Annotated in this window: 16 protein-coding genes; 3 read left to right on the top strand and 13 right to left on the bottom strand. The window is 73.1% G+C overall.

Annotation, left to right across the window (positions count from 1 at the left end):
* Positions 1–215: 215 nt before the first annotated feature.
* The 3 genes from IE252_RS01085 (at position 216) to IE252_RS01075 (ending at position 3,222) form a co-directional block, all read left to right on the top strand.
* Entirely contained in the window at positions 216–1,334 is a 1,119-nt protein-coding gene (locus IE252_RS01085) for a mechanosensitive ion channel family protein (RefSeq protein ID WP_190087298.1), read from the top strand.
* Between the two features lie 155 nt (positions 1,335–1,489).
* Positions 1,490–2,758, top strand: coding sequence for a sulfite oxidase (locus IE252_RS01080; RefSeq protein WP_190087297.1), 1,269 nt, complete (start codon positions 1,490–1,492; stop codon positions 2,756–2,758).
* 83 nt (positions 2,759–2,841) lie between these two features.
* Complete coding sequence (locus IE252_RS01075) at positions 2,842–3,222, top strand: DUF779 domain-containing protein (RefSeq protein WP_190087805.1); 381 nt, start codon at positions 2,842–2,844, stop codon at positions 3,220–3,222.
* 27 nt (positions 3,223–3,249) lie between these two features.
* Here the strand turns inward: IE252_RS01075 and IE252_RS01070 are convergent, their stop codons facing one another.
* The 13 genes from IE252_RS01070 to IE252_RS01010 all read right to left on the bottom strand — a co-directional run bounded on the left by IE252_RS01070 (position 3,250) and on the right by IE252_RS01010 (position 16,684).
* Complete coding sequence (locus IE252_RS01070) at positions 3,250–4,821, bottom strand: hypothetical protein (RefSeq protein ID WP_190087296.1); 1,572 nt, start codon at positions 4,819–4,821, stop codon at positions 3,250–3,252.
* A gap of 160 nt (positions 4,822–4,981) precedes the next feature.
* Positions 4,982–6,151 (bottom strand): winged helix DNA-binding domain-containing protein, encoded by a 1,170-nt coding sequence (locus IE252_RS01065; protein WP_190087295.1) that lies wholly within the window; start codon positions 6,149–6,151, stop codon positions 4,982–4,984.
* Positions 6,148–6,342: a hypothetical protein gene (locus IE252_RS01060; RefSeq protein WP_101391222.1), complete on the bottom strand. Its 195-nt coding sequence runs from the start codon at positions 6,340–6,342 to the stop codon at positions 6,148–6,150. The genes IE252_RS01065 and IE252_RS01060 overlap by 4 nt, the downstream gene beginning before the upstream one ends.
* Positions 6,343–6,502: 160 nt before the next feature.
* Positions 6,503–7,363 carry a phosphatidylinositol-specific phospholipase C/glycerophosphodiester phosphodiesterase family protein gene (locus IE252_RS01055; protein ID WP_190087294.1) on the bottom strand — a complete coding sequence of 287 codons (861 nt, stop codon included), beginning with the start codon at positions 7,361–7,363 and terminating at the stop codon, positions 6,503–6,505.
* A gap of 159 nt (positions 7,364–7,522) precedes the next feature.
* Complete coding sequence (locus IE252_RS01050; RefSeq protein ID WP_190087293.1) at positions 7,523–8,179, bottom strand: ABC transporter ATP-binding protein; 657 nt, start codon at positions 8,177–8,179, stop codon at positions 7,523–7,525.
* Positions 8,172–9,083: an ABC transporter ATP-binding protein gene (locus IE252_RS01045; protein ID WP_190087803.1), complete on the bottom strand. Its 912-nt coding sequence runs from the start codon at positions 9,081–9,083 to the stop codon at positions 8,172–8,174. Before IE252_RS01045 ends, IE252_RS01050 begins: the two co-directional genes overlap by 8 nt.
* A 71-nt stretch (positions 9,084–9,154) precedes the next feature.
* Positions 9,155–10,021 carry an ABC transporter permease gene (locus IE252_RS01040; protein WP_190087292.1) on the bottom strand — a complete coding sequence of 289 codons (867 nt, stop codon included), beginning with the start codon at positions 10,019–10,021 and terminating at the stop codon, positions 9,155–9,157.
* Complete coding sequence (locus IE252_RS01035) at positions 10,014–10,979, bottom strand: ABC transporter permease (RefSeq protein WP_190087804.1); 966 nt, start codon at positions 10,977–10,979, stop codon at positions 10,014–10,016. Before IE252_RS01035 ends, IE252_RS01040 begins: the two co-directional genes overlap by 8 nt.
* A gap of 23 nt (positions 10,980–11,002) precedes the next feature.
* Positions 11,003–12,610 (bottom strand): ABC transporter substrate-binding protein, encoded by a 1,608-nt coding sequence (locus IE252_RS01030; RefSeq protein WP_190087291.1) that lies wholly within the window; start codon positions 12,608–12,610, stop codon positions 11,003–11,005.
* A 108-nt stretch (positions 12,611–12,718) separates the two neighbouring features.
* Entirely contained in the window at positions 12,719–13,816 is a 1,098-nt protein-coding gene (locus IE252_RS01025; RefSeq protein ID WP_190087290.1) for an acyl-CoA dehydrogenase family protein, read from the bottom strand.
* Positions 13,813–15,006 (bottom strand): acyl-CoA dehydrogenase family protein, encoded by a 1,194-nt coding sequence (locus IE252_RS01020; protein ID WP_190087289.1) that lies wholly within the window; start codon positions 15,004–15,006, stop codon positions 13,813–13,815. Before IE252_RS01020 ends, IE252_RS01025 begins: the two co-directional genes overlap by 4 nt.
* Complete coding sequence (locus IE252_RS01015) at positions 15,003–15,971, bottom strand: NADPH:quinone oxidoreductase family protein (protein ID WP_190087288.1); 969 nt, start codon at positions 15,969–15,971, stop codon at positions 15,003–15,005. The genes IE252_RS01020 and IE252_RS01015 overlap by 4 nt, the downstream gene beginning before the upstream one ends.
* 128 nt (positions 15,972–16,099) lie before the next feature.
* Positions 16,100–16,684 (bottom strand): helix-turn-helix domain-containing protein, encoded by a 585-nt coding sequence (locus tag IE252_RS01010; RefSeq protein ID WP_190087287.1) that lies wholly within the window; start codon positions 16,682–16,684, stop codon positions 16,100–16,102.
* Positions 16,685–16,702 lie beyond the last annotated feature (18 nt).

The following is a 16,702-nucleotide window of genomic DNA, read 5'->3' as shown; positions in this document are numbered from 1 at the left end:
TGTCACCCCGGCCCACCTGCGACGTCGCTGCGCCCATGGGGCAGGATGGCAGCCCGTTCGGCGCGTACGCGGACCGCCGAACGAGGCTTCGCGCACGACGAACTGACAGGTGACAAGATGGCGACACTTCACATACGGCGGCCGGTGGCGGCCCTCGCCGTTCCTCCGGCCCCCCACGGCGTCTCCCCGGCCCGACACGCCTCGGAGGGTGTCCGTTGACCCGGGGCCTCGTCGTGCACGACTGGGTGGTCGCCGCCATCGCGGTGGCCGCCGGGCTCGTCGCCGCGGTGCTGTTGCGCGCGCTGCTGCGGTGGCTGGGCAAGCACGCGCTGCGCACGCGGTGGAGCGGGGACGACATCATCGTCGACGCGCTGCGCACCGTCGCCCCCTGGGCCGCCGTCATCGCGGGCACCGCGGCGGCGGCCTCCGCGCTGCCGCTCACCACGCGGATCGCGGCGATCGTCAACCACTCGCTGACCGCCCTGCTCATCCTGATCACCACGCTCTCCACGGCCCGGGTGATCGCGGGTCTGGTGCAGTCGGTGGCGCACTCGCGGACCGGGGTGGCCGGGTCGGCCACCATCTTCGTGAACATCACCCGCGTCGTGGTGGTCGCGATGGGCTCGCTGGTCGCCCTGGACACCCTGGGCATCTCCATCGCGCCGCTGCTCACCGCCCTCGGCGTGGGCGGGCTCGCGGTGGCGCTCGCGCTCCAGGACACCCTGGCCAACCTCTTCGCGGGCGTGCACATCCTCGCCTCCAAGACCGTGCAGCCGGGTGACTACATGCGGCTCAGCAGCGGCGAGGAGGGGTACGTCGTCGACATCAACTGGCGCAACACCGTGGTGCGCAACCTGTCGAACAACCTGGTCATCATCCCCAACGCCCGGCTCGCGCGGACGAACATGACCAACTACAGCCGCCCCGAGCAGGAGCTGTCGATCCTCGTCCAGGTGGGCGTCGGGTACGACAGCGACCTGGAGCACGTCGAGCGGGTGACCCTCGAAGTCATCGACAGCGTGATGGTCGACATCACCGGCGCGCTCCCGCACCACGAGGCGGCCGTCCGCTTCCACACCTTCGCGGACTCGCGGATCAACTTCACCGTGATCCTGGGCGTGGGCGAGTTCAGCGACCAGTACCGCATCAAGCACGAGTTCATCAAGCGCCTGCACCAGCGCTACCGCGCCGAGGGCATCGCGATCCCGGCCCCCACCCGCACGGTCTCGCTCCAGCACGACGAGCAGACACCCTCCTCACTCGTGTCGTCCCCGGTCCCGGTCCCGCATCCGCGCGAAGCACCGGACTCGGCCCGGGCGGACCTCAAGGGCTAGCGCGTGGCCGGAGGTGCGGTCTTGACGGTGGCCGCACCACCCGGCGAGCGTATTGCCGCCGTATTGCGGGTTCGTGGCCATCGCGGCCGGGCGCTTCTCCCCGGCCGCCGCCGGTTCTACGGTCCGTCGTGGCGCCCACACGAGGAGAGTTGCCCATGGCACCGGACCCGTCCGACGAGATCGCGTACGACCGCAGACGGCTGCGGCAGTGGGCGCGCGGGCGCGCCCGGTCGGCCGGGCTCGAACGCCGCGATCTGCTCAAGCTCTTCGCGGCCGCCTCCGCCGCCGGACCGCTGGGCCTGACGGCGACCGAGGCGGCGGCACGGGAGAGTACGAACGGGGCTTCGCCCGGCATCGTCAAGCCGCTCCCGCCCGAGGTGTTCACGGTTCGCGGCTCCAACGCGGAGACCAACTTCGCCTCGCTGCGCGGCACCGGGCTGCTCACCCCCGCCGACCACTTCTTCGTCCGCAACCACACCGCCACCCCGCACATCGACGCCGCCGACTGGAGGCTGAAGGTGTGGGGCAGCGGGCTGACCGGCGGGCCGGTGGAGTTCGGATACGACGAGCTGCGCGCGCTGCCGTCGGTCAGCCGCACCCTCTTCGTCGAATGCGCGGGCAACGGCCGCAGCTTCTACACCACCCAGCAGGGCCAGCAGGTGACCGGCACCGCCTGGACGCTCGGGGCGATCGGAGTCGCGCACTGGCGCGGGGTGCGGCTCGCCGACGTGCTGCACCGCGCGGGCATCGCACCGCACGCCGTCGACGTACTGCCGCGAGGGCTCGACGACGAGGTCGTCAGCAACGGCGTGAACCTCGGCCGGGTGCGCCGCCCGCTGCCCGTCGCGAAGGCGCTGGACGACGTGCTGCTGGCGTACGAGATGAACGGGGAGCCGCTGCCGCCCGACCACGGCCATCCGGTCCGGGTGATCACGCCCGGGTGGGTGGGCATCTCCTCGGTGAAGTGGGTCGGGGACATCGAGGTGAGCGACGAGCCGCTGTACACCCCGTGGAACACCGACATGTACCGGCTGTTCGGGGCCGCCTACCCGCCCGGCGGCAGCGCCCCGCTGACCCGGCAGACCCTCAAGAGCGCCTTCGAGCTGGCGTCCGGCGCGACCCTTCCGGCCCACCGCCGCACGGTGCTCACCGGGCGCTCCTGGTCGGGCGGCGCCCCCGTGCGGCGGGTCGACGTCAGCACCGACGCCGGTGGCACCTGGCGCCGGGCGCGGCTGCACGACGCGCCGCGCCGGGGCAGTTGGGTGCGCTGGTCCACCCCCTGGGTGCCGCGCGAGCGGGGTCCCGCCGTACTGCTCGCCCGTGCGACCGACGCCTCGGGCCGCGTCCAGCCGCCGACCGCCGTGCACAACACCCAGGGCTACCTCTTCGACGCGGTGGTCCGGCACCCGGTGACGGTCGTCTGACCTGCCCGCAACGTGACCGCAACCCCCTCCGTGGTTGTTTGGGGGGCTGGCACCGGACACCGTACCGAAGGGCCGTGATCCTCATGTCCGACCGGAACGCGGAGAGCGACGCGAGCACGGGGCACGCGCGCGTGGAGCTGACGCCCGCCGCCGCCGAGTTGCTGCGGCGGCTGCGGGCGGCCCACGGGCCACTGATGTTCCACCAGTCGGGCGGCTGCTGCGACGGCAGCGCGCCCATGTGCTACCCGGACGGCGAGTTCCGTACGGGAGGGTCGGACGTCCTGCTCGAACGCCTCGCCGTCGACGGGGTGGAGGAGCCCGTCCCGTTCTGGATGTCGGTGAGTCAGCACGAGGTGTGGCGGCACACCCGGCTGATTGTCGACGTCGTCGAGGGGCGCGGCAGCGGATTCTCCCTGGAGGCGCCGGAGGGCGTGCGCTTCCTGATCCGCTCCCGCCTCATCTGACGGCCACGCCAAAGCCCCCGCCCCGGGTCAGTCCCGGTCGCGCACGGCCACGATCCCGTTGAACACGCCGACGTACGCGGTACCGTCCGGGCCGATCGTCACCGGCGCCCAGTTGTTGTCGTACGCCGGGCCGGTCCCCGTCAGCCGCTTCCAGCGCACCGCGCCCGTACGGAAGTCGACGGCGGTCAGATACCAGGCGTCGATGCCGAGGGCGTTGGGCTCCTTCTCGTAGAAGTAGAGCAGCCCATTGGCCGTCGAGAGCTTGGGAACCGTCGAGGGGGAGCGGACGGCGCTCTCCCACACCGTGTCGCAGCCGCTTCCGTCCGGGCGCACGTCGATGCGGGTCGCTCCGCCGGTCACGCTCCTGCCGAAGGTCAGCGAGGTCACGTTCTCGTAGCCGTAGTTGTTCTCGACGACGATGCTGTTGCCCCAGGTGATCAGGGAGTTGTCGGTGGTCGACCGGCCCGATCCGAAGACCGGGATCTTGCAGACCAGGCGCCGGTCGTCGGGGACGCCCGCCCCGCGCCGGTAGACGACCACGTTCATGCGGTCGTCGGCGTTGTCGGTGATGGCCGCATAGCCGTCGCCGAAGAGGTCGGGGGTGGTGCCCGACCCCTGGTTCACCGAGCCGGGCTTGGTGCCCGTGCCCCGGTCGTACGTCTGGCGCCACTGCACCACCGGGGTGCCGTCGGCGCCCGCGCGGAAGCTGTAGAGGGCGTGGTCGGAGACGATGGAGACGCCGTCCTCGGCCACCGAGAAGGAGTTCTGGATCTCCTCCCCCGGCAGCTCGACCGAGCGGATCCGGCCCGTGCCGGGGTCCACCGTGCCCACCCGGCCGAGCCGCGTCACCCACCAGATACGGCCCTGCCAGTCCGGCATCACGGAGGTGACCGGGTCGCAGGTGCCGCTGGGGAAGAGGTTGGTCCAGCTGACGCAGTCGTGCGGGACCACCCCGGTCAGGTCCCAGTCGTCCACGACGGCGAAGCGCCAACCGCCGTCCCCGGTCCGCTCGTGCGCGATGCGCAGGATGTGGTGGCGGGAGTCGGCGAGGACCACCCGGTCCTCGTTGTCGAGGTAGAAGTAGGCGCCGCCCGAGGTGTCCTTGAAGATCTTCGAGAAGTCCAGGCGGGTGATCGCCTCGACGGTGGAGGAGCGCTGCGGCAGCTGGTACTCCGCGAGGGTGGCGAGCGTGCGCGGTTCCAGGAGCTTCAGCTTGAAGCCCTGGAAGGTGCCGCAGACGGTGATCAGCCGCCCGGCCGCGTCGAACGTCGCCGTCGCGCACTCGCCGCCGAGTGCCGCGATCTGCTCGCTGGTCACCTGCGGATCCCGGCCCAGCGGACCGGCGTACGGATGGGTGCCGCTGCCCCAGGCGTCGCCGTGCATCCCGCTGCGCCCGTTGGGGGCGAGGTAGGGGTGCTGGGCGGGGGCCGGCCCCGGCACCGGCCGGGCGGTGGCGGGGGCGCCCTCGTACTGGCTGACCAGGCGGTGGCCGGGCGCCTTGGGTATCTCGGCCGCCCCGGCGCCGGTGGGCCCGGCGAGGGCGGTCGCGCAGACGGTGAGCGTCAGGGCCAGTGCGCGGGCGAGCGCTCTGCGGGACATACGGCTCCTCTGGGTGCGTACGTCGGCATGCGTACGTGGTCCACACGTACGCCGTGTACGTACATCGGGTGTCGCGCCGGCGCCCGACGCTAGAGCCGCAGGGTTGAAGTGTCCATGGAAACGATGGCCGCTTCACACACGTTTCATGATCGGCCGGTGCTCAGGCGGAGAGCCGCCGTTCGAGCGGGGTGCGGAAGCTCGGACGGACCCGCACGTCGCCGAAGAAGGCCGTGAGCTGGACCGACTCCGCCTCGATCGCGGCGGCCGCCTCGCGGCCCTGGTCGGCGAAGACGTGGGTGACGATCTCGCCGTCCGGGCGCTGGGCCCAGCCGCCGACGATGCGGCCGTTCCACCACACCGAGGGGCCGATGTTGCCGGTGCCGTCGAAGAGTTCGGCCTTGTGGCCGGTGTCGAGGTACCAGTCGCGGTGGCGCCAGCCCATCGGGGTCGGGTCCAGGCCCGGGAGCAGGGCGGCCCAGGGCTCGGGGTCGGGCGGCGCGGCCAGCTGGCCGGGCAGGGCGTGCCCGGGGCCTTCGTCGAGGTCGACGTCGACGGCGTCGGTCCTGGCCAGCGCCTTGCGGGTGTCGGTGAGGGTCCAGCCCGTCCACCACTTCACGTCCTCCGTGGTGGCGGGCCCGTAGGCGTCCAGATAGCGGGCGACGAGCTCGGCCCTGGCCTCGTCGGCCGCGAGCTCGGGGTGCGGCTCGGCGACGGTCCAGCGGAACTGGCTGGACGCCCAGGTGCCCAGCGGTCGGCCGCGCCGGATGCGGCCCTCGGCGGCCAGGACCCCGAGGAAGCGACTGGTGATGCGGGGCCGCGCCTCGTACGGCTTGCCCGGGGCCTGGACGATCTGCGACTTCAGGTCCGGTACGTCGTCGGCGAGTTGGGCCGCCGTCGCCTCGCCGCGCTCGGCGAGCGCGGCCAGGACCGCTTCCTGGGTGGCGGCGAACCACTGGGCGTCGAAGCCGAGTTGCTCCTCGATGACCTTCGCAAGCCCCGCGCGCTCACGGACGGCGACGGCCCGGGCGGCCGCCGCGTCGGCCACCGGGGCGAACGCCGTGGGCAGCACGAACATGGTGCGGCGCATGCACAGCATCCGTACGAGTGAGTGGTCCTCGTACAGCGCCCGTTCCAGCTCCGCCACCGACGCGTTGCCCATCCGCGCGGCCGCCGCCAGGTACACCGTCGCGGGGTCGGTGGCGTGCAGCGCCACCAGTGCGTCCGCGACCGCCTCGGGGGTCGCCGCGCGGGTGGCGGGGGTGAGGAGGTGGCGGGGGCCGAGGCGGGCGCGCCGCGCCGCGGCGGTGATCTTCGGGCGGGCCGGGGTCATGGCCTGAGGCTACCGACCACGCTCGCGGTGGCGTTCAGCCCGTCCTGGATGGTGGGGGCCATGCTCGTACCGGCGAGGAAGAAGCCGAGCAGCACACAGACCATCGCGTGCGAGGCCTTGAGGCCGCCGCTGCGCAGGAAGATCACCGCCAGCACCACGAGCAACAGCACCACCGAGATCGAAATGGCCATGGCCAACCTCCTCCACCGCGCCGGAATTGCGGCATTCGGCGGCCAGTGTGGCGGAGGAGGCGGGCCGGTCGGGCGTATGGCGTGTCCGCCGTACGGGTGTTGACTGCGGGTGACGACCCGTGAGGCGAGTGGCGCGTGCGACCCCGGTATGCGGCCGGTACTACTCTCCGTGTGCGCGGAGGAAGGCCTCCAGGCCCGCGAGGTCGTCGGTGTTGATGTGGTCGACGTCGGCGGCGAGCAGTTCGCGCCACAGGGCGTTCCGCTCGGGTCCGGGGAGGTCGGGGGTCGCCCAGAACCGCACCCGCTGCCGGTGCGCGTGGGCCTGCGCCACGATGGCGCGCAGCTTCTGGCGCTCGGCGGCCGGGAACGGCCCGGCGCCCAGCCAGCTGAAGCTCTGCGTCCAGTTGCTGCTGATGAGCGGGATGAAGGCGGCGGTGGCGGCGGTGCCGAGGTCGTCCAGGCGCCCGTCGTAGAACGCGTACCGCACCTTCTGCGCCTCCATCGGCACCCGGGCGGCGCGGTCGCCGGAGACGACGGGCGTGACGGCGCCGGTCGAGACGCGGCCGTGCGCGTAGCTGGTCAGCATCCGGCGGTAGGGGCGCAGCCGCCGGTCGAGTTCCAGGTAGGCGGCGGCGCCGTCGGTCTTGATGTCGACCAGGAGCTGCACGGGCCGGTGGTAGCCCCGGTACACCGAGCCGTGGTGGGCGCGGACGCGGGCCAGCAGCGGGTCGAGGTAGAGCGTTTCGAGCGTACGCGTCGGGTCGAGCTGGGAGGGGTCGTGGGCCACCAGGAGCTGTCCGTCGACCAGGAACACATCGGCCTCGACGCTGGTGAACCCGTGGTCGAGGGCGTCGAAGAGGGGGTGCGGATGCTCGAAGTCGTTGTGCGCGTGGGTGCGGCGCAGCGGTCTGGGCCCGGCGGGGTGGGCGCGTTCGGCCGCGCTCGCGGCGGGCGCGATGGCGGCGGAGGCGGCGGCCGCGGCGAGGGCGGCGACGGCGCTGCGGCGGGTCGGTCGAGCCATGGGGTGCTCCCGGGGCGGTGGGACGGGCGGACGCGACCGAGTATGCGTGCGCACCCGCCCCAACGGGCAGGCTCCTTCGCAGAGTTGGCCGGTACTTCGCCGCCCGGACACCCGGTGGCCGCGCGGGGCGACCCGTATCGCAGGCACGTTACTGCTCAGTCACCCCGAGAGTTCGGTCCACTCCGCCGCCCGGTCGCACCACCGCTCAAGGAGCGTCCGGTCGTGGCCCACCGCGAGGAGGGACGCGGTCGTCTCCCTTCGGTAGCGCTCGACCGCCGCCACCAGGGCCGCCGTCGTCGACGCGTCCAGCATCGCCGTCATCTCGTCGCAGACCAGCAGGCGCGGGCGCAGCACCAGGGCGCGGGCCAGGCAGGCGCGCTGGAGCTGGCCGTCGCTGACCTCGTGGGGGCGGCGGTTGAGCAGGTCGCCGCCGAGGCCGACGAGGTCCGCGAGTTCGTCGACGCGCTCGCGCACCTCGATCTGGCGGCCGGTCGCCCGCAGCGGCTCGGCGACGATCTCGCGCAGCCGCAGCCGGGGGTCGGCGGCGAGCCGGGGCGACTGGAAGACGACCCCGACGGTGGTGCGCTGCGCGCGCGGGGCGCGGTGGCGCCACTCGGTGACGAGGGCGCCGTCGAGGGTCACCGTGCCGTTGTCCGGCCGGTGCAGCAGCGCCGCGACCCGGGCCAGGGTGGACTTGCCGCAGCCGCTGGGGCCGAGCAGGCCGACCGCCTCGCCGGGGGCGACGGCGAGGCTCACCTCGCGGACCACGGGCCTGCCGCGCTCGTACCCGGCGGTGATGTTCTTCAGATCAAGCACGGCCGGGCTCCTCCAGGTGGTGACAGGCGACCCGGCCGTCGAACGGCGGCCGGGTGCCGCACTGGCCGGTGGCCCGTTCGCAACGGGGTGCGAACGCACAGCCGTCCGGCAGATCGCCCAGCTCGGGCGGCATCCCGGGGACGGGCGTGAAGGCCCGCTCCGGGAGCGCTTCGAGCAGGCCTTGAGCATACGGGTGACGGGGTCCGGACCCGCCGAAATACGAGGTTGCGTCGGCGAGTTCCACGACGCGCCCGGCGTACATCACGGCGACCCGGTCGGCGATCCGCTCGGCGGCGGCCAGATCGTGGGTGATCATCAGCAGCGCCCGGCCGTCGTCGGCGGTGCGGCGCAGCTCGTCGGCGGTGCGGTCGACCAGGTCGCGGTCGAGCCCGGTGGTCGGTTCGTCGGCGAGCAGCAGCGGCGCGTCCCCGACGAGGGCGAGCGCGGTCGCGGCCCGCTGGGCGAGGCCGCCGGACAGCTCGTGCGGGTAGCGGTCGAGGTGCCCGAGCGGGAACGCGGCCCGTTCGGCGGCCGCCTCGGTCGCCGCGCGCAGCTCGCGCCTGGGCGTTCCGGTGAGCTCGCGCAGGGTCTCCGCGAGCTGCGCCCGGACCGTCCGCACCGGTGTGAGGTGGGCGGCCGGGCTCTGCGGTACGAGACCGATGCGGCGGCCCCGTACCGTACGGGCGAGTGTGCGTTCGTCGGCGGCGAGCAGGTCGACGGGGTCGCCGCCGCCGTGCAGCACGGCGCTGCCCGCCGTCTGGGCGTTGCCCGGCAGCAGGCCGAGCAGCGCCGAGGCGAGGACGGACTTGCCGCAGCCGCTCTCGCCGACCAGGGCCAGGCACTCCCCCGCCGCCAGGTCGAAGGAGACGTCGGTGACGGCGGCGATGTGGCGGCCGCCGCGCATCCGGAAGCGCACGGACAGGCCGCGCACCGAAAGGACCGTGGTCGCAGCGGCCTTGGTAGCAGCAGCCTTGGTCACAGCATCAGCTCCGATCGGCGGCGCGGGTCCAGGCGTTCGCGCCAGGCGCCGGCCAGGCCCGCGACGGCGAGGGTCGGCACGATGAGCAGCAGGCCCGGGAAGAGGGTCGGCCACCAGTCCCCGGCGAGCAGCGAGCCGCGGGCGGACTGGACGAGGTTGCCGAGGCTGGCCTGGTGGCTGGGCAGGCCGAGGCCGAGGAAGGAGAGAGCCGACTCGTGCCACATGGCGTGCGGCACCATCAGCACCGCCGCGAGCCCGGCCTGCGGCAGGACTCCCGGCAGCAGATGCCGGGTCGTCACCCGCAGCCGGGAGGCGCCGCCGGAGATCGCCGCGTCGATGTAGGGGCGCGAGCGCAGGGACAGCACCTCGGCGCGCACGATACGGGCGGTGGAGAGCCAGTGCGTCACGGCGACCGAGGCGATCACCGGCCACACCCCGGGGCGGAACATCGCGACCACGAAGATGCCGAGCAGCAGGTGCGGCACCGACGAGAACACGTCCACCAGGCGCATCACCAGTCGGTCGGTCCAGCCGCCGAGGGCCGCGGCCGCCGCGCCCACGAGCGTGCCGACGACGGTGGCGACGAGCGCGGCCACGACACCGACGAGGAGCGAGATCCGCAGCCCGTAGACACAGCGGAGCAGCAGGTCGCGGCCGACGTCGTCGGTGCCGAACGGGTGCTCCCAGGACGGCGGGAGGAGCTTCTGCGACAGGTCGACGGCCTGCTGGTCGAGGTGGACGAGCGGCGGTACGAGCAGGACGGCGAGGACCGCCGCGACGAGGATCACGGCGGAGGCGCGGACCCGCAGCGTCCGGGTGGAGCGGCGGGTGCGCCCGTGCGTCCGCCACACGGTGTCAGCCATCGAAGCCCACCCTCGGGTCGGCGATGCCGTAGAGCAGATCGGACAGGAGGTTGCCGAGCAGCACGGCCGCGGTGGCGAGCACGGTCAGCGCGGCGAGCAGCGGGAAGTCCACGGAGGTCGCGGCCTGCACGGTGGCGGCGGCGATGCCGGGCCAGCTGAAGACGGTCTCGACGAGGAGTGCGCCGGTGATGAGTTCGGGCACGCGCGAGCCGACGAGGGTCAGCATCGGCAGCATGCCCGAGCGCAGGGCGTGGCCGAGCAGGACGGTCCGCTCGCTCAGCCCGCGCGCGCGGGCGCCGCGCACCGGGTCCTCCTCCAGGGCGTCGGCGACGCCCTGGCGTACGTACAGGAAGAACCAGGGCAGTTGGGAGACGCCGAGGACTGCGGCGGGCAGCACGAGGTGGCTCGCCACCTGGCCGAAGGTGACGGTGTCGCTCGCCGTGTCGGTGAGCCCGCCCGCCGGGAGCACGTCCAGCTTCAGCGCGAAGAACCAGATGGCGAGCAGCCCGAGCCAGAAGGCGGGCGCCGCTTCCAGGGTGTACGCGGCGGAGCTGACGCACCGGTCGAGCCAGCCGCCGGGGCGGCGCCCGGCGAGCACGCCGAGCCCGGTGCCGAGCACGATCGCGACCAGGAAGGCGGTGGCGGCGAGCAGCACCGACCAGCCGAGCCGTTCGCCGATGACGTCGGCGACGGGCTGGCGCAGCACGCTGGAGTCGCCGAGGTCGCCGGTGAGGGCGGCGGTCAGCCAGTCCCACCAGCGGGTGACCAGCGGCTGGTCGACGCCGAGGTTGGCGCGCAGCTGGTCGAGGTTGTCCTGCGAGGCGGTGAGCCCGGCGGTGCCCGCGTAGGCCTTGACCGGGTCGAAGGGGGAGGCGGCGGCCACGGCGAAGACGCCGAAGGTCACCACGAGCAGGACGGGGGCGGCGAACAGGGTCCGCCGCCCCGCCATCCGTGCCATCGGCCCCCAGGGGAGGCGGCGGCTCACTTCTTCGGCGCCCAGGTCTCGACGTTCCACCACGGGCCGGAGGCCAGGCCGTGGTCGTGCGGCTCGGTCTGGGTGGAGAGCCCGTCCCAGCGGTCGTTGACGACGTAGAGGTGGTCGATGTGGGTGAGGAAGGTGTAGCCGGGGTTCATCACCAGCTCGCGCTGGACGGTGTCGTACGCGGCCTTGCGCACGGCGGTGTCCCCGCTCCGGCGGCCGTCGTCGAGCGCCTTGTCGACGGCCGGGTCGGTGAACCACGCCATGTTGTTGAAGCCGTCGCCCGCGAGGGAGGACTTGAGCAGCGTGTACTGGTCGAAGTCGGGGTCGCCGGGCGAGCCGCCGCCCGCGAGGACCGCCTCGTCCTTCATCTTCGGCTCGATGACCTCCCAGGTGCCGGACTGGGTGGTGATCTCGATGCCGGCCTTCTTGGCGTCGGAGGCGTAGGCGAGGGCGTGGTCCTGGCGGAGCTTGTCGCCGGAGAGGTACCAGAGCGGGAAGGCGGCGCGGACGCCGTCCTTCTCGCGGACGCCGTCGGCGCCGGGCTTCCAGCCCGCCTCGTCCAGGATCTTCTTCGCCCCGGCGAGGTCGTGGGGCCGCTCGGTGCCCTTGGCGAACCAGGGGCTGCCGGTGGGCACCGGACCGTAGGCGGGCTTGCCGGCGCCGTCGAGGATCTTGTCGACCATCGCCTTGCGGTCGACGGCGAGGTCGAGGGCGCGGCGCACGGCGGTGTCGCCGGTGACCTTGTTGCCGGTGGGCAGGGTCACGTTGCGGTAGTCGTAGGTCTTCGCCGTCCAGGTCTTCTTGTGCTTGTCCTTCGCGAAGCCCTGGGCGAGGTTGGGCGGCAGGATCGCGCCGTCGAGGTCGCCGGAGCGCAGCCGGGTGGCGCGCACGTCGTCGTCCTTGATGACCGCCATGGTGAACTTCTTCACCTTGGGCGCGCCGCCCCAGTACGACGGGTTGGCCTCGAACGCGATCTTCTCGCTCTTGGACCACTTGACGAGCTTGTACGGCCCGGTGCCGACGGGCGCGGTGGCGAAGTCGCCGGTGTTCACGTCCTGCTTGCCCGCGATGTGCTCGGGCACGATCGGCAACACGGTCCGCTGCGCGAACGGCGCGTAGGGGTACTTGAGCGTGAAGACCACCGTGTCGTCGCCGTCGGCGCGGACCTCCTTGACGGCGTCGAGCTCGCCCTTGGAGGGGTTGTTGGTCTTCGGGTCGAGGATCGTCGAGTAGGTGAAGACGACGTCCTTGGCGGTGAACGGCTGCCCGTCGCTGAACGTCACGCCCTTGCGGAGCTTGTACGTGTAGGTCAGCCGGTCGGAGCTGACCTCGGGCAGGGCGACGGCGAGCGCGGGCTTCAGCTTCATGTCGACGTCCTGCGTGAGCAGCCCGTCGAAGATCTTGGAGTTGCCGTCCTTGCCGTAGCCGAGGAGCGGGCTGAGCGTCTCGGGCTCGTAGGCGATGCCGACGACGGCCGTGTCCTTGGCGGCCGTGCCGCCGCTCTCCCCGCCCGGGTTCGAGCAGGCGCTCGCGGTGAGGGCCAGTGCTCCGGCCAGCGCCGCGGCGCCCGCTCCTCGCATCGCCCCGTGGATCGAACGGGCGACCATGCCCCACACCCCTTATTGAAGATCGACTGTTATTGCGAATCGATCGCAACAGCTCGCCATTTAAACAGTCCGTAAAGGGGCGGTCAAAAACGGGACACTCGGCGCAGACTATGCGGGTCCGGGCAGCCCCACGATCTCCGCGACCGACGCGCGGTGCTCACCGGCCGAACCCAGCGCGCCCTGCGCCGACTTGGCCCGCTTGAGGTAGAGGTGCGCGGGGTGCTCCCACGTCATCCCGATGCCGCCGTGCAGCTGGACGCACTCCTCGGCCGCGTGCACCGCGACCCGCGAGCAGTACGCCTGCGCTACCGCCACCGCCAGCGGCGCCTGAGGGCTGCCGGTCGCCAGCGCGTCGGCCGCGTTGCGCGCGGCGGCCCGCGCCGACACGACCTCCAGCCAGAGCTGCGCCATCCGGTGCTTGAGCGCCTGGAAGGAGCCGACGGGTCGGTTGAACTGCTTGCGGTCCCGGGTGTACGCGACGGTCTCGGTCAGGCACCACTCCGCGACGCCCAGTTGCTCGGAGGCGAGCAGCCCGGCCCCGGCGAGCAGCCCCCGACGGACGGCAGCCCGGCCGGTGTCCGCGTCGGCGAGCAGCGTGCCGCGCGCCCCGTCGAGGGCGACGTCGGCCAGCGGGCGGGTGAGGTCGAGCGGGGTGAGCGCGGTGACGGTCACCTGGTCCGCCTCGACGGCGTAGAGCCCCTGCCCGGTAGGCACGAGCAGCACGTCGGCGGTGGCGGCGTCGGCCACGGTCCGCACGATCCCGTCGAGCCCGCCGCGCAGCCGCAGCGAGTCGGGCCCGTACGAGAACGGCACGGCCAGCGCGGCGGTCTTGCGGCCGGACGCCAACTCGCCGAGGAGAGACGCCACTTCGGCGTTCGTGGTGTCGAGGCCGAGCAGCGTCTCGGTGGCGACGACCGAGCTGGTGAGGTACGGGACCGGGGCGACGCTCCGGCCGATCTCCTCCAGGACCACGGCCGCCTCGCGGTGTCCCGCGCCCTGGCCGCCCAGCTTCTCCGGCACCAGGAGACCCGCGAGCTCCATCTCGGCGCCGAGCGCCTGCCAGAGGCGGGGGTCGTAGGGGGTGTCGGACTCGGCGCGGGCCAGCGCGGACGGGGTGTCGGTGCGGTCGGCGAGCAGGGAGCGCACGGCGGCCCGGAGGTCTTCCTCGGCCTCCGAGTACAGCAGGTCGGGGGCGGTCTCGGTCATCGGGCCAGGTCCTTCCAGGCGACGTCCTTGTCGTTGCGCGGCTCGGCGGGCAGCCCGAGGACGCGCTCGGCGACGATGTTCAGGAGCACCTCGCTGGTGCCGCCCTCGATGGAGTTGCCCTTCGAGCGCAGATACCGGTATCCGGCGTCGCGGCCGGTGAAGTCGACGAGCTCGGGCCGGCGCATGGTCCAGTCCGAGTACAACAGCCCCTCCTGCCCGAGGAGTTCGACCTCCAGGCCGCTGATCTCCTGGTTGAGCCGGGCGAAGGCGAGCTTCATGCCCGAGCCCTCGGGTCCCGGCTGGCCCGCGACGAGCTGCTGGCGCAGCCGCTCGCCGGTGAGGCGGGCGACCTCGGCCTCGACCCAGAGGGTGAGGAGGCGCTGGTGCAGGTCGTGGGTGCGCAGTTCGGGGCGCTCGCGCCAGGTGCGCGCGACGGGCCCGATCATCCCGCCCTCGCGGGGCAGCCGCATCCCGCCGATGGAGACCCGCTCGTTCATCAGGGTGGTCTGCGCGACCCGCCAGCCGTCCCCGACCTCACCCAGGCGGTGGGCGTCGGGGATGCGGACGTCGGTGAGGAAGACCTCGTTGAACTCGGCCTCGCCGGTGATCTGGCGCAGCGGCCGCACCTCGACGCCGGGGTCGGTCATGTCGCAGATGAAATAGGTGATGCCCTGGTGCTTGGGCAGGTCGGGGTCGGTGCGGGCGATCAGGATGGCCCAGCGGGCGAGATGGGCGCTCGACGTCCACACCTTCTGCCCGGTCACCACCCAGTGGTCGCCGTCACGGACCGCCCGGGTACCGAGCGCGGCGAGGTCGGACCCCGCGCCCGGCTCGCTGAACAGCTGGCACCACACCTCCTCGCCGACCCACAGCGGCCGCAGGAACCGCCGCTTCTGCTCGTCGGTGCCGTACTTGAGCACGGTCGGCGCGGCCATGCCGAGCCCGATCCCGATCCGGCGCGGGTCGTTGTCGGGCGCGCCGGCCGCCGCCAGCTCTGCGTCGACGACCGGCTGGAACGAGCGCGGCGCGCCGAGCCCGCCGAGGCCCACCGGGTAGTGCACCCAGGCGAGCCCGGCGTCGAAGCGGGCCTTGAGGAAGTCGACCGCCTCGGTCGTGGCGGGCGGGTGCGCGGCGAGCAACTCCCGTGTACGGGCGAGCAGTTCGTCGGCGCCGGGCTGCTGCTCGCTCACCGGGCGACTCCGTCCGGGAGCACGACCACACGGCCGGTGGTCGTGCCGTCGGCGACCCGCTGGACGGCGGCGGCAGCGTCCTTCATCGCCACGCGCTCGCTGATGAGCGGTTTGACGGCGCCCTTCGCGGCGAGCTCGGTCAGCTGCTCGTGGCAGCGCAGGATCGACGCGGGGTCCTTCTGCGCGTACAGCCCCCAGTGCAGACCGACGATCGAATAGTTCTTCACCAGCGCGTGGTTGAGGGCCGGGGCGGGGATGCTGCCGCTGGCGAAGCCCACGACGAGGATGCGGCCCTCGAAGGCGACGCACTTGGCGGACTTGGCGTACGCGTCGCCGCCGACCGGGTCGTAGATCACGTCCGCGCCGCGCCCGCCGGTGGCCTCCTTGACGGCGGCCACGATGTCGTCGGTGCGCCGGTCGATGACCAGGTCGCAGCCCAACTGCCGGGCGATCTCGGCCTTGTCGGCGCCGCCGACCACGCCGATGACCTTGGCCCCGGCCGCCTTGCCGAGCTGGACGGCCGCGCTGCCGACCCCGCCTGCGGCGGCGTGCACCAGCAGCGTCTCGCCCGCCTGGAGGTTGGCCCTGCGGTGCAGCCCGAACACGCCGGTCTGGTAGCCGATGTGCAGGGCGGCGGCCTCGGCGTCGTCCAGCGCGTCGGGCGCGGGCAGCAGCGCGCGCTCGTCGGCGATCACATGGTCGGCGAGCCCGCCGAACGGCAGCACGGGGTTGGCGATGACCCGCCGCCCGTCCTCGGTCTCCCCGCAGATCTCCACCCCGGGCGTGAACGGCAGCGGCGGCTTGATCTGGTACTGCCCCCGGCACAGCAGCGCGTCCGGGAAGTTGATGTTCGCGGCGCGCACCTTCAGCAGCACCTGCCCCGGGCCCGGGGTGGGGCGCTCGACCTCTTCGAGCCGCATCACCTCGCCCGGCTCGCCGTTCTCGTGCACTCGCCATGCCTGCATTCGGGGCCTCCACGCACTGTAGGCGGTACGGCTGCGTACCCTTGCCACATCGCATACTAAGCGGTCGCTTGCCGCTGAGGGAACAGGCAGAGGCGAGGCACTGTCTCTTCTCCCCCGCCGTACCGCGACTACGCCCGCTTGGGCCGCGCCCGTACGTGCATCCGCTCACCCTGCGGCCCGAACAGGCTCAGGTACTCCACCGGCGCGTCCCCGGCCGGCCCGAACCAGTGCGGCAACCGCGTGTCGAACTCGGCCGCCTCCCCCGCCCCCAGCACCACGTCGTTCCCGGCGAGCACCAGCCGCAGCCGCCCCGCCAGGACGTACAGCCACTCATAGCCCTCGTGGACGCGCGGCTCGGGCTCGCCGCCCACCTCCCGGTCCACCACCTTGTACGCCTGGAGGCCGCCGGGCTGGCGGGTGAGCGGCACCAGGGTCTTGCCGCCGCGCACGATCGGCTTGGCCCGCACCCGGGGGTCCCCGACCGGCGGCGCGCCCACCAGGTCGTCGAGCGGCACCTGGTGGGCGCGGGCGATCGGCAGCAGCAGCTCGAGGCTGGGCCGCCGGTTCCCGGACTCCAGGCGGGAGAGCGTGGAGACGGAGATCCCGGTCGCCGCCGACAGATCGCCGAGCGTGGCCCCGCGCTCCTTGCGGATCCGCCGGAGCCGGGGGCCGACGTCGGTCAGCACGTCGTCGAGTGCGCGTTCCTCGTCCATCCGTCCATTGCAGAATCG

It is taken from the genome of Streptomyces melanogenes, assembly GCF_014649795.1.
GTDB lineage: Bacteria > Actinomycetota > Actinomycetes > Streptomycetales > Streptomycetaceae > Streptomyces > Streptomyces noboritoensis.
This window is presented reverse-complemented; position numbering and strand designations above follow the sequence as displayed.